Source organism: Aquimarina sp. BL5, from assembly GCF_003443675.1.
Taxonomy (GTDB): domain Bacteria; phylum Bacteroidota; class Bacteroidia; order Flavobacteriales; family Flavobacteriaceae; genus Aquimarina.
This window is the reverse complement of record NZ_CP031963.1, coordinates 3,635,211-3,648,858: the sequence shown is the minus strand read 5'-3', so window position 1 is coordinate 3,648,858 and position 13,648 is coordinate 3,635,211. Positions and strand designations below refer to the sequence as shown.

The window sequence follows — 13,648 nt, the reverse complement described above, 5'->3', positions numbered from 1 at the left end:
ATAGTAAAAGAGAAAATCTACTTTCGAAAAATTTGATAAAGACAATGAATATTGATATCAGAAAAAATATAGGGATTCTAATAGTATTTGTATCATTAGGTATGTATGCTCAGCAAGATCCGCAATTTACGCAGTATATGTATAATACGATGAGTGTAAATTCTGCTTACGCAGGATCTCGAGGAAATCTTAGTGTTACCGGAATTCATCGTTCTCAATGGGTAGGTATTGATGGGGCGCCAAGAACGCAAACGTTAACAGTAGATTCACCTATTGGAAAAAAGGTGGGTCTAGGGTTGTCGATTGTAAACGATCAAATAGGCCCTGCTGATGAGTTTTATGTTGATTTGAATTTTTCCTATACCATTCAAGCTTCTCAAACCCATAAATTATCTTTTGGAGTTAAAGGAGGAGGAAGACTCTTTAGTCTAGATTGGACAAGAGGTCAATCTCAAAACCCAGATATATTGTTTCAGCAAAACATCAATAATAGGTTTTTGCCCACTGTTGGGGCTGGATTATATCTGCATGGTGAAAAAAGTTATTTAGGAATATCGATTCCGAATTTCTTTACCGATCAACATTATGATGACATCCAACAATCATTAGCTTCAGAACGATTACATTTTTTCTTAATAGGAGGATTAATATTTGATGTCAATGCAAATACCAAATTTAAACCTGCATTTCTGTTAAAACATGTTGTAGGAGCTCCCTTAATAGTAGATTTATCAGCTAATTTTATGTTTTATGATAAATTCAGATTAGGAGTAGCTTATCGCTGGGATGACTCATTCAGTGGACTTGCAGGGTTTCAAGTCTCTCCAGGATTGTTAATAGGATATGCCTATGATTATACGACTACAGAGTTACAAAAGTTTACAACGGGTAGTCATGAAATTATGATACGTTTTGAATTAATATCAGCAGAAAAGAGATTAAAGTCACCTAGATTCTTCTAAAAAGTACTCAATAATGAAAAGAATTATTACTATACATATTTTATTGATTTTTTCAATTACAATTTCGGCTCAGAAAAAGTATAAACGGGCGGATGATTTATTTTCTAAAATGTGGTACATACAGGCTGCAAAAGAATATGAAGCAGTTATTGATGAAGGAGATAATTCGATCGAAGTATTACAAAAAGCAGGAGATGCTTATTATTTTAATACCGATATGGAAAATGCTTTTAAATGGTACGATAAATTGATATCTGAATATCCCGATGAAGTTAATCCAGAATATATTTTTAGATATGCCCATTCTTTGGAAGGTTTAGGAGAATATAAATTAGCAAAGAAGTGGATGAAAAAATTTGCTAAAAAAACGAAAACCAATGATCCTCGTGCCACCAAATATGCACAAGAAGAAGTTACTATAGAAGATATTTTAGATATAGAACCTCAATTCGTTCTTAGAAACCTTTCTATAAATACCGAGTATTCAGATTTTGGACCAATGTATTACAGAGACAGCTTAGTATATGCTTCTGCAATAGATTCTTCATATTATCATGAAAGAAAATATAGATGGAATGAGCAGCCATTTCTTAATTTGTATTTAGGTGAAATGAATACTTTAGAAAATGATGTTATAAAATCAGAGAATTTTTCTAAAACGATAAACACAAAATATCATGAAGCAACTGTTTCTTTTTCTGTTGATAATAACAAGGTATATTTTACCCGTAACAACTTCGATGGAAATTTAGGAAGAGATGAAGAAGGCATTAATCATCTGAAGCTCTATAGTGCTGTTTTAGAAGAAGATAAAAAAGGAAATCAAATATGGAAGGATATAAAAGAATTACCTTTTAACGGAGAGGATTATTCAGTAGGACACCCAGCTGTTAGCCCAGATGGAAAGCAATTGTATTTTGTGTCAGATATGCCTGGTTCAATAGGAGCTACTGATGTATTCGTAGTTGATATATTAGATAATGATGAATATTCTAAACCTAGAAATCTAGGGAATCAGATTAATACCTATGGTAGAGAAATGTTTCCTTATATAACAGAAGAGAGGTTGTATTTTGCTTCAGACGGACATTTAGGCCTCGGAGGATTGGATGTTTTCGAATCTAACTATATGGTTAATAATTATTTTGAAACCCCGGTAAATTTAGGATCTCCGCTTAATAGTAAATTAGATGATTTTGGATTCATAATAAGAGAGGATAAAAATACTGGATTTGTTTGTTCTAACAGAAAACAAGGAAAAGGAGATGATGATATTTATTCATTTGAAAGGATTCCTGTAGAAAAATGTGTTCAAAACGTCTATGGATACGTTTCCAACAATAAAACTGGTGAGCGAATTACCAATGTTAAAGTAGCTTTATTTTCTAGCGGTGGAGAACAAATACAAGAAACTATTACAGATGTAAATGGGGATTATAATTTTGTTACTCCTATTGATTGCGATGAAAAATATAAGGTCATTGCCCAAAAACAAGGGTATAGCCCAAATGATAAAGAATTTAAAACAGCTAGACAGACTGGTAAAACAGAAGTGCCATTAGGTCTTGATACCGTAAGTGAATTAATTGTAGAAGAAAATGGTTTACTCAAAATTAAGATTGGAATAATATATTTTGATTTAGATAAATCTTTTATACGAAATGATGCTGCTATAGAACTTAATAAAATTGTTATGTTAATGAGCCAGTATCCTAATATGATTATTAAAGTTGAATCACATACTGATTCAAGATCACCAGATGATTATAATCTTGCCTTATCGGACCGAAGAGCAAAATCTACAAAAGAGTATTTGGTGTCTCAGAAAATCTCTGCAGAAAGAATCGAAAGTGCCATTGGATATGGAGAAACCCAATTAATTAATAACTGTACTAATGATGCTTCTTGTTCTGAAGCAGAACACCAACTAAACAGGAGATCAGAATTTATAATTACTAAGATGTAGTTTGTCGATGTAGCATATTATTTTATAAAAAACCTCTCAACCGCCTAAAAAAATGGCACTAAGAAATTTTCACTTATATGTTTTCCAGGATCCACATATCTTGGAAAACACCGCAACTTTTTTTATTAAAATAGCAAAACCCAAAAATATACAAAAGGTTAAAAAAAAACGAGATAAACAAATACTATCAATTAATAGTTATTAAAGTATTTAAATTAAATACTTTATGATCAATATACCTGCAAATAAGTCTGTAAAAACTAATACATAATATTTTTGACTGACCCAGTCAAGAGGTCGTGGGTTCGAGTCCCATCTTCTCCACTGAAAATAAAATAGTTATTGGTTATGGCTTTTTTATTTCCACAGAAATATAACTTTAATAAAATAAGGGTATGCATCAAAGATCAATACTAATTTGCTTTGTTTATTCAAACATTCTAGTTATCCTAAAAAGGATTCTCAACACTCCTCTCCCTATTCTCAATTCCTAATTTTCACCCTGAAGTCAAAGGGCTCAACTGTCATAAACAAACCCGCTAATCATCAAAAAATATACGTTTTAAAAAAATTGAATAATTCACGCTGAATATTATTAATAAAGCTTGAAGCACTATTAATTAAAAAACAGAAAGTCAGAAGACAGAAGAAAACTTCAGTCCTGGATCTCCTGATTTTTAACTCAAATAGACAAACCTAAAATAAAAACAAACTTCGGGCTTCTGACTCCTGATTTCTAATTTTTCTCTTTGAACGTAGTCTAAGAACTGACATATAATCTTGATTTATAAAATAATTTAAAAAAAATCAAATTTCTCTGGTAACATTTATCCTATTGCTGACACTTAACTATATAAAAAGAAAGTAAAGGATAAAATAAAGAATGAAAATGTAAAAATTCACAAAGGGAGGTTAAAGCAAAACACTGATTAACAACAATTTAAAGCCTACAGCTTTTAGTGTCATTCAGAAACTATTTACTAAAGTAAAAATCCCTTACGGTTATACCATAAAATTTTATATTTGCGCCTTCTTTTTTTTAGCCCAAAATAAAAAAATAAATAAACATCATATTTTATGAAAAAATCAATTCTATTTACTGGCATAGCCATGATTTTAGCGATTCCTTCTTTTGCACAATGGAATCCCAATGATGATAACGCCACCACTGGCAATGTAACTGCGCAAAACCCAAATAATCCAGAAGCTGTAAATATGCTATCATGGTATAATGATGTCGCAAGAATTCGCATTGGTGGAATGGGAAATGGAGCAGATAATGGTTTTTTGATCCAAGGACCTGGAAATAAAGATTTGTTTAAACTTTCTGGAAATGGTAATATTAATGTATATGGTAATAATATCACACAAAATATTACTGGTACTCCATCAGCTTGGTATTATCTTATACAATCAAATGGAAAGAATAGCGGTTTTTGGGCGAATAGCGGAAATCCAGCATTATACCTTAGAAATACTTCTGGTAGTCTTAATACCGTGATTAGACCTGATGGAGATTCATATTTACTTGGAGGAAATTTAGGTATTGGAACCAACAGCCCGGCTGCAAATTTGCACGTAGTAGGAGATGGAATTCGAGCATCTAACTTCTCTCTTGAAAGTATAAATGATCTTACCAATGATAGTCCTTGGTATGGACTAGGTAGAAGCAATTATGCCTCCTTATCTTCAGATAACATAAAGACCTCAGTTCAGTTAGCAGGATATTACGGATTATTATTTAAAACTGCTGCTGGTTCATTAGGAATTCATCAAAATGGAAATGTGGGAATTGGGGCAACTAATCCTGGTTCAAAGCTTCATATATCTAATGGAAGTTCTGGAGGTACTACACACGGTTATTCGGATCTAACTATAGAAGATAATGACAACCCCATGATAAATCTATTATCCCCAAATAATAAAACAGGATTTTATGGTTTCTCTGATACAGAAGACAACTATGTAGGCGGAATGCAATATGTACATGCCACAAACAGTATGATATTTAGAGTTAATGATCATTTGAATGATATGACAATCGATCAAAGCGGAAATGTTGGAATTGGAACAGTAAACCCTTCTGCCAAACTACAGGTAGAAGGACAAACCAAAGTTGGAAAATGGGGTATTTTGACATTAGATTGGACAAATGAACCAAACTGGGGAGGAAGTTCTAATAAATGGGCTGGATATATAGGTTTTAATTCATCTAGAAATGATGAAGATCCTAAAGATCATTATAAAGGAACTAATAAATATACCTCAAAAGGTGTTTTTGAAGGTTCTAATTATGGCTTCCGTTGGTTATATAGAAATCATAATAATTACGATTCGGATGCACAACATCAACTTACTGAATACATGCGTTTGACAAACGATGGAAATCTTGGCATTGGCACAACAAATCCAGACGCTAAACTTACCGTAAAAGGAAACATACACACCCAAGAAGTAAAAGTAGACCTTAACGGTGCTGTGGCTCCTGACTATGTGTTTTTAGAAGATTATAACCTGAAATCGATCAATGAAGTAGAAGCCTACATAAATGATCAAGGACATTTACCAAATATTCCTTCTGCCGCAGAAATGGAGCAAAATGGTATCGAGCTAAAGCAAATGAATCTCAATCTTCTAGAAAAAATTGAAGAGTTAACACTCTATACAATTGCACAGGAAAAGGAAATCAAAGAAACTAACAATAATCTTTTGGCATCCGACTCCCGACTTCAGACATTAGAAATCAAAAATAACGAACTCGAAAACCGATTAGAAAAATTAGAAAAATTAATAACTAACAAATAAAAAGTCAGATGTCCGAGGTCTTAGGTTAACTTCTGACTTCAATTCCCGGACATCAAACCTCGGACTTCAAACATCCGACTCCAAACCCAAAATAAAAACAAACTTCTGACTTCGGTCTACCGACATCAGACTTAAAAAGTAAAACAAAACATGAATAAAATCGCATTACCCATCGCCATTATTGCACTAGTAGCATCCGTAGCCTCTTTTTTCTACTTACAATCTTCATCAGATTTGGTATATGTAGATGTCAACAAACTTTTAGATGGTTATAAAAGAACCAAAATTGTAAAAGCTGAATTTGATGAAAAGGCAAAAACAATGAAATCAAACGTCGATAGTTTATTAGCCGATTGGCAAAAAGAATTGAAAACATACGAAAAAGAGCGTAGTGGTCTTAGTGAAAAAGAACTAGAACTAAAACAACAATTATTAGGAAACAAACAACAACAAATCAACAATTACCAACAAGCCGTACAAAAACAATTACAAGAAGAAGATAAAAAAGTTACACAAACAGTAATTAACGATATCAATGATTTTGTAAAAGAATATGGTAAAAAGAATGGATACAAAGTAATTTTTGGAGCAACGGGTAGCGGAACCATTATGTATGGAGAAGAATCGTCTGATCTAACAGATAAAGTATTAGAAGAGTTAAACGCAGAGTTTGAGGGGAAATAGATTGAAGGTCAGCCCTTCGACACCGCTCAGGGTAAAAAGTCAGAGGTGGAAGACAAAAGTATCAGACTTTGGGCTTCAATGAAACTAAACAAGTAAAAATATAATGGGAAAAACGATAAAATTATTAAAAATACTAGTGATAGCTACACTAATGGGAAGTTGTGCTTCTGGTTATAAAACAATAGTACCTGCTCAGATTAATTACAAATCATCAAGTGTTGATCAATCAGTGGTATTAAACTATGAATATAATCTATTAAACAAAAGATACTCAAAAAAGGAAATCAAAAAAGGAGTGAAACTTATAGCGGTTAAAATCACAAACAACGGAGATCGCGATTTAGTTTTTGATAAAGATATACTACTACAGAATCAAAGTGGTACACCCTTAACTATTTTAGAATCAAAACAAGTATTTAAAAAATTAAAGCAATCCGTTCCTTCTTATCTATGGTACTTATTACTAGCACCGCTAAACCTTCAAACTACTAAAACTAATGAATTTGGTCAAACCACCAGTAATAATGTTTTTCCGGTAGGACTGATTGTAGGACCAGGAATAGCTGGTGGAAACATGATTGTAGCAGGATCCGCTAATAAAAAGTTTAAGATGGACTTATATATGTATAACCTTCAGGGAACCAGAATTAAAAAAGGAAGTACGGTATATGGATTAGTAGGAATCAAATCAAATACTTTTAAAGCTATTGATATTAAACTTATAAAATAAAAATTCAGACACCAAACTTTGGGCTTCGGTCATCTGACTTAAAAAAGATAATTTGAAAATAATAATAACAATTTTAGTAGCAGCATTACTTCTTTCCTCTTGCTCCACCAAAACCTTTGAAAGCAAGAAAGAGTTATGGAACTACCTAAACGATCCCGAGAATGAATACTCCCATACTAAAACAGTAAACGGAGTAGATTTCTCTCTTGTATATAAACCTACTGACTTATTGGTAGATCAAGAATTAAGTGATGAAATGACTGATTCTAAAATCGACAGTTTACGAAGGAAATATGATCAATATTTATATTTCAATTTGTCTATGTCCAAAAACAACCAGGAACTGTTGAGTAATGTTGCGGGCAACAAACAGCAGTTTGGAGCAATGGTAAATCAACTAGCTTTTGGGATGGAACAAAAAGTACATCTATACACTCCTCAAAAAGACACCATTGAAATGGCAGACTATATCTATCCTAGAATGTATGGAATGAGCGGGGCTACAACAATTTTGTTGGTATATCCTAAAAAAACCATGGTAACAAATGCCGAACATATGACACTTAGTATTGAGGACCTTGGATTTTACACAGGAGAAGTAAAGTTTAAGATTCCAACAAAAATATTTAAAAACGAATTACAATTAAAGTTTGAGTAAGGATTGAAGACAAAGGTCAGGAGTCAGAAGTTCGAGGACGGAAAACAGAGGCTGGAAGTCTGGGCAGGAATCAGGGGGCAGGAGTTGGAAAAAGAAGCTTCGCTTTGAAAGAAACAAACTTCGGTCATCCAACTCCTGACATCAGACATCCGACTTAAATAACAAAAAGAAAACGAAACGTCAGTTCGAGTGATCCGACAAGAGGAGGATTGTATCGAGAACACATAAAAACCAGAAACATCAAACAATAAACCTGATGAAGAAATACAAAACAAAACCATCACATCGTATCATAGCCTTATTTTTTACGATTACTTTTTTACAAACACTAATCCCCTACAACCAACTTTGGGCAAACAACAATGGGCCTAATGCACCAGAAGCAGCTGCTTTCGAGCCCGTGGATGCTACGGATATGGTAAATCTTTTAACAGGTGATTTTTCTTATGTATTACCCCTATTAAACATACCAAGCCCGGAAGGAGGTTATCCATTGGCATTATCATATCACGGTGGTGTAGCTCATAATCAAGAAGCATCATGGACTGGATTGGGCTGGAACCTAAATCCAGGATCTATAAACCGTAATATAAATGGTTTTCCAGATGATTGGGGAAAAACAAAATATGAAGAGTTTTTCTATGATGCAGGATGGGAGGAGAACGAATATAACTTTAGTTTAGGTATAAACATTAATGGTTTTAATATTGGACAAGGTGTAGCATGGGGTTCTCATAGATCTACTGGTGGTTTTGTCTCATTAGGATATGGATTAAATGATGTAGGTGCAAATGTGACAGTAGCATCAGAAGGTTCAAGCATTGGTTTTGGATACCAAGGGTTTAACGTAAATATAGGAACAAACGGCGTTGGTATAGGGTATGGTAGCGGTTTCAAAAACAGCGAGTTAAGCTATGGCATCAGTCTTAACTATAACTATAATTCTAGTTTATCAGGAGGTCTATCATTAGCAGGAACAGAATCAAATAAATCTTCAAAAAGTATTTTGAAATCTACATCTGTCGGGATAAGTTTTAGCTCAAATGGTCCTTCCTTAAATGGTTCAATTAATGGAAAAGGAGGAGGAATATCCACCGCAAATTTTGGAGTTTCGAGTGATGATTATAATGTAAAAGTAGATGGATTTCAAAGTTCAATCCCTGTCTATATTTTTTATGTAGGTTTTGGTCATAAAAGAATTACTTATTCTTTATTCAAAAAAAACAACCTAACTACATCAGGTTCCGTGTATCCTTATCACGCTAATGAAACTAAATCATTTTCTAATGGTTCAGAACCAAGCTATTTAATGAAAGAAAACTATTTTATGGATGTAAATGAATTCCCTGCTTTTTCTCATAAAAACATGAGTTTGGATTATTTGGTTGAACAAAATTATAAGATTGATAAAAACAATATATCTCTACCAGGGTATGATAACTATACCGTTACTTCTCAAGGATTATCTGGAAGTATAAAACCTGCAAGCTATTATGAACTTAACTTAGTAGATAGAGGAAGGGCGGAAACTAATAATGATAATATCTACACTGCATATGTTGCCGATAATTTTGACAGTTATTTAGATGAAACAAATGATTTAGGAGGAACAACTCATTTTTATTTTGAAAATGAAATCAACTCATTTTTAAGATTAGACCGTACAAATATTTATAAAAATGCAACAACCAATGGAATAACGAATCCATCTGATAAGGTTTTACTCGAAGGCTTTGAAACTTCTAGTACCAGTTTATATAATCAACAAATAGCTCCAAACGGTGATCAATTAAAATCGGGTAATAGAAAACGTACAGGTAATTACATAGAAACTTTTACGAATAAACAAATTCGGGATGATAATACTGTTGGTTTTATTGAAGCAAAAAACATTAATAGAAATGGAGAAATCGATACGTTTTTAGATGAGGGTATTGGAGCCTTCAAAATTACAGCGTTAGATGGTAAAACATATCATTATTCTCTTCCTGTTTATAATTTTGAAACATTCTACAAAAACTTTAAAACCGAAAATCAAGAGAATACAAACTTCTTTGAAATCAAAAAGACCAAACCCTATGCTACACATTGGTTATTAACTGCCGTTACAGGTCCAGATTACGTAGATATAAATACTAATGGACAGGTAGATAAAGAAGATTATGGATATTGGGTAGAATTCGATTACGGAAAATGGTCTGACGGCTATGTTTGGAAAGGTCCTTTTGATGGATATGAAGAACATGAAAACAAAGAAGATCCTAATGATAAAACCTACTCTTATTATTGGGGTAGAAAACAGATCTACTATCTGGATGCAGTAAAAACGAGAAGTCATACGGCATTGTTTGTAAAAGATCTTAGAGCCGATAATACATCTAAAGAATTAAACATCTACAAGAAGTTATATACTGGAGGCACATTTAAGGCCGATGAATATAGCGAAGAGATTCAATCTGGTAAAAGTATATATATATCTCCAACCATAGGCGAACCTGGTGATGTTGTTTATAAAGGTGATGGCAATACATATACACTTCCCGATTATCCCTTTATGCCAGTACATTCAGGGTCTAACTATAAAGAAGTATTAAAAGGAATTAAAATGAGTTCAAAGTATATAGATATTCCAAAAAACAGGCTTTTAAAACTTAGCAAAATTATCCTTCTTAAAAATGATCAATCAAATATAGATAAAGGGAGAGGTAACATTACATCAACACTTACCGGGTATTTAAGTATCAACAATGGCTACAAGAACATACAACCTTGTGAATACGATACGATTGATCAAAGCACTAACATATGTGCAGAAATAATAGTGCTATCAAACGGATATTTAGATCCTATCATTCTTAAAAGTTTTCAAATACATCAACAAGATAAAGTTTTAGATATAAAAGACATTGAAGGATTAAATTTAGAGGAACAGGCAGCCCAAGTAATTGATTTTAATTATGACTATTCATTAGCTCAACAATCCCTTAATTCAGTAGCTTCAACTAAAGGAAGGTTGTCTCTAAAATCTGTAGATTTTGCTGGTAAAAAAGGAATCTCGTTAGTACCACCATATAAATTTAATTATAATTTACCATATGTTACCTATAATAAGGAAAATCAAGATGAATGGGGGTATCATAAAACTAATCCTGAAGCTTGGAGTTTAAATGAAATTACTACTCCTACTGGTGGGAAAATTAAAATTAATCACGAAGCAGATTCGTATTACTCTGAGGCAGCTTATAACTCCTCCGAAATCTTCAATAATGCTATAATAAACAAGAATGAAAACAGTGATATTATAGAAATTGAATTTCTCAATTCAAGCATTAATTTAAATGAATATTTCAATCTAAATGTAGAAACTAATTTATTTTTAAACTTAAGAATTAGATCTATAGGAGGAGGTAATTATAATCCGAATATAGAGGTTAAAGTCACTAACATTGATAATTCTAATAACAAATTAACAGTGCAGGTAATAAAATATGAAGACGATGGGTATAACTATCATATAAATAATATCCCTATTTCCAATTTAGGAAGAAGTGGAGAGTTCTGTCATAGTTCATTTTGTTTTTCTAAACCTTCTATCAAAAGTACGAAAACACCAAATCTTTATTATACTGATACAGAAGCAAACGGTAAAACTGGTGGAGGTATTCGAGTTGCTAGTATTGAAGTCAAAGGTGAAAATACAACTTTAAAAACGGTATATGATTATACCAATTTAGATGATGATAATATTTCTGGTATAACCTCCTATGCTCCTTCAGAAGAGCAAAAAGGAATTCCTTATGTTAGTGAACTTCCAGCACCTTTAATTACCTATGGAAATGTAACTATGAAAAATTATGATCAGAATAACAGATTTTTAGGAAGTACTTCTTATGAGTTTGATGTTCTTCAACCTTATGAAGAACATCCTGATTATATCTTTTGTTTAGGGGATTTCTTTAAAGTAGAAGAACAGCAAAATGAGAGTTTTTTCGATGGAGAGGTAAAAGCCAAAAAATATACTATTTATAATAAGATAAGTGATATAGGTCGAGTATTATCCATTGCCTCCCATAATAAGAATGGACAATTATTAAATAAAACAGTCAGCAGTTATAAGACAAATTTAGATAATGATGGTCAAATAGGAGTTTCTCAACAATCATATAAGAGTATTAAAAAACTCCAAAAAAACAATGAGGCGAGCTTTCTAATAACTTCCTCAAGTAAAATAGATTATCCTAGTGTTCTAGAAAGCACAACAACATCACAAGGGGGATTTACAAATACTACCTATTACGATAACCATGATTTCCTAACAGGTCAGGTAATGGAGACGAGGACAGTTTCTAGTGAAGGTACAGAATTCAAAACCAAAATTACTCCAGCATATCAAGTAAGTAATTATACTGATAATACCAATGGTTATAGTATGGGTGCTAAAGTAGATAACCCAACAAACAAAAACATGTTAACCCAAACAGCGGCAAGCTTAACTAAAATTAAAGATGCATCTGGAGATTGGAAAATTATGAATGCTTCTGTCGATACCTGGAATGATGATTGGACCTATCGTTCATATAACGGAACAACTTCTACCCCAAGCAATGATGCAGAAAAAATCTGGCGTAAACACCAAACTTTTGCCTGGAAGGGAGAAGTAGATGATGATGGAGCGTATGCAGGATACACTGGAAATGATGATAACTTCAATTGGTTGGATCCAGACAATCAATCCAATGCAGAGTGGATCAAAACATCCGAAGTAAGTCTATATGACCACTATTCTATGCCATTAGAATCTATCGATATCAATGGTAATAAAGCTAGTACCAAAATGGGAGATGATAATTCTAAGGTATTTGCGGTAGCCAATGCTAGTTATACTGCCATGTATTATTCTGGTGCAGAAGATTTAATAGAAAACACAAGCTACTTTAGTGGAGAAGTGTCCAAAGGGAGCACCGCTACTCTATCCGACACCTATCATACAGGATCTAAAGCGATACAAGTGTCTGCTAATGTGAAAGCATTCTCAGTACAACCAGAAGGAGGAAACTATAAAGTATCGGTTTGGGCGTATAAAGGAAATAATACTAGTTATACTAATACAAAATTACGTGCTGGAAGTACTGTAATTTCTTATCATCCAGCAGAAGTGATTCCAGCCGGAGATTGGGTACAACTCAATTTCTATACAGGTGATATCGCTGCAAATCAAGAAGTATACATCTATAATTCTTTGGGAACAGCTATATATGATGATTTCAGAATGGTTCCTATAGCATCCTCTATGAGTAGCTATGTATATAATGAATGGGATGAATTGACATATATTATCGGAGCTAACAACTTGGCTACTAAATATGAATACGATGATGCAGGTAGACTAAAAAGAACTTATGCAGAAGTAATGGATACTCCAGAAGTAACAGGAGGATTTAAATTAAGTAAGGAGATCAATTACAATTATGGAACTCCTATAAGTAGTAACACAACAAATCCTAATGCACTAAGTGTAAGCTTAGGTATTAGTAATCCTAATGTATCAACTACTACCCTCACCGCAACAGCAAGTGGTGGAAGTTATGAGTATCAATATCGATGGGCGATCAGTTCTAATAACAGTAGTTTTAGTTTTGGCGGTTGGACTTCTTCTAGTACCACTTCTCTAACTACGAGTTGTGGAATTGGCGGTAGACGCTATTACAAATGTGAAGTAAGAGATAAGAATTCTGGAACTATTGTTACTGGTTCAGGAAATCACCAAAGAGGAAACTGTGGAAACGGCGGCGGAGATCCTGATAATCCAATACTAATCGATGAACCACAACAATAACCAACTT

Annotated in this window: 7 protein-coding genes; all 7 read left to right on the top strand. The window is 33.1% G+C overall.

Annotation, left to right across the window (positions count from 1 at the left end; all coding sequences use genetic code 11):
- Positions 1–44: 44 nt before the first annotated feature.
- Positions 45–962 carry a type IX secretion system membrane protein PorP/SprF gene (locus tag D1818_RS15170; protein ID WP_118463793.1) on the top strand — a complete coding sequence of 306 codons (918 nt, stop codon included), beginning with the start codon at positions 45–47 and terminating at the stop codon, positions 960–962.
- Positions 963–975: 13 nt separating this feature from the next.
- A complete protein-coding gene (locus D1818_RS15165) occupies positions 976–2,928 on the top strand; it encodes an OmpA family protein (protein ID WP_118459834.1) in 1,953 nt (650 codons plus the stop codon).
- A gap of 1,077 nt (positions 2,929–4,005) precedes the next feature.
- Entirely contained in the window at positions 4,006–5,733 is a 1,728-nt protein-coding gene (locus D1818_RS15160; RefSeq protein WP_118459833.1) for a tail fiber protein, read from the top strand.
- A 150-nt stretch (positions 5,734–5,883) separates the two neighbouring features.
- Complete coding sequence (locus D1818_RS15155) at positions 5,884–6,417, top strand: OmpH family outer membrane protein (RefSeq protein ID WP_118459832.1); 534 nt, start codon at positions 5,884–5,886, stop codon at positions 6,415–6,417.
- A gap of 103 nt (positions 6,418–6,520) precedes the next feature.
- On the top strand, positions 6,521–7,147 hold the full coding sequence (locus tag D1818_RS15150) for a hypothetical protein (protein WP_118459831.1): 627 nt from the start codon (positions 6,521–6,523) through the stop codon (positions 7,145–7,147).
- 52 nt (positions 7,148–7,199) lie between these two features.
- Positions 7,200–7,805: a hypothetical protein gene (locus D1818_RS15145; RefSeq protein WP_118459830.1), complete on the top strand. Its 606-nt coding sequence runs from the start codon at positions 7,200–7,202 to the stop codon at positions 7,803–7,805.
- Between the two features lie 256 nt (positions 7,806–8,061).
- Entirely contained in the window at positions 8,062–13,641 is a 5,580-nt protein-coding gene (locus D1818_RS15140) for a hypothetical protein (RefSeq protein WP_118459829.1), read from the top strand.
- Positions 13,642–13,648 lie beyond the last annotated feature (7 nt).

Coding starts and splice junctions, on each gene's coding strand:
- D1818_RS15170 (WP_118463793.1), top strand. CDS start 45: ATGAATATTGATATCAGAAAAAATATAGGGATTCTAATAGTATTTGTA.
- D1818_RS15165 (WP_118459834.1), top strand. CDS start 976: ATGAAAAGAATTATTACTATACATATTTTATTGATTTTTTCAATTACA.
- D1818_RS15160 (WP_118459833.1), top strand. CDS start 4,006: ATGAAAAAATCAATTCTATTTACTGGCATAGCCATGATTTTAGCGATT.
- D1818_RS15155 (WP_118459832.1), top strand. CDS start 5,884: ATGAATAAAATCGCATTACCCATCGCCATTATTGCACTAGTAGCATCC.
- D1818_RS15150 (WP_118459831.1), top strand. CDS start 6,521: ATGGGAAAAACGATAAAATTATTAAAAATACTAGTGATAGCTACACTA.
- D1818_RS15140 (WP_118459829.1), top strand. CDS start 8,062: ATGAAGAAATACAAAACAAAACCATCACATCGTATCATAGCCTTATTT.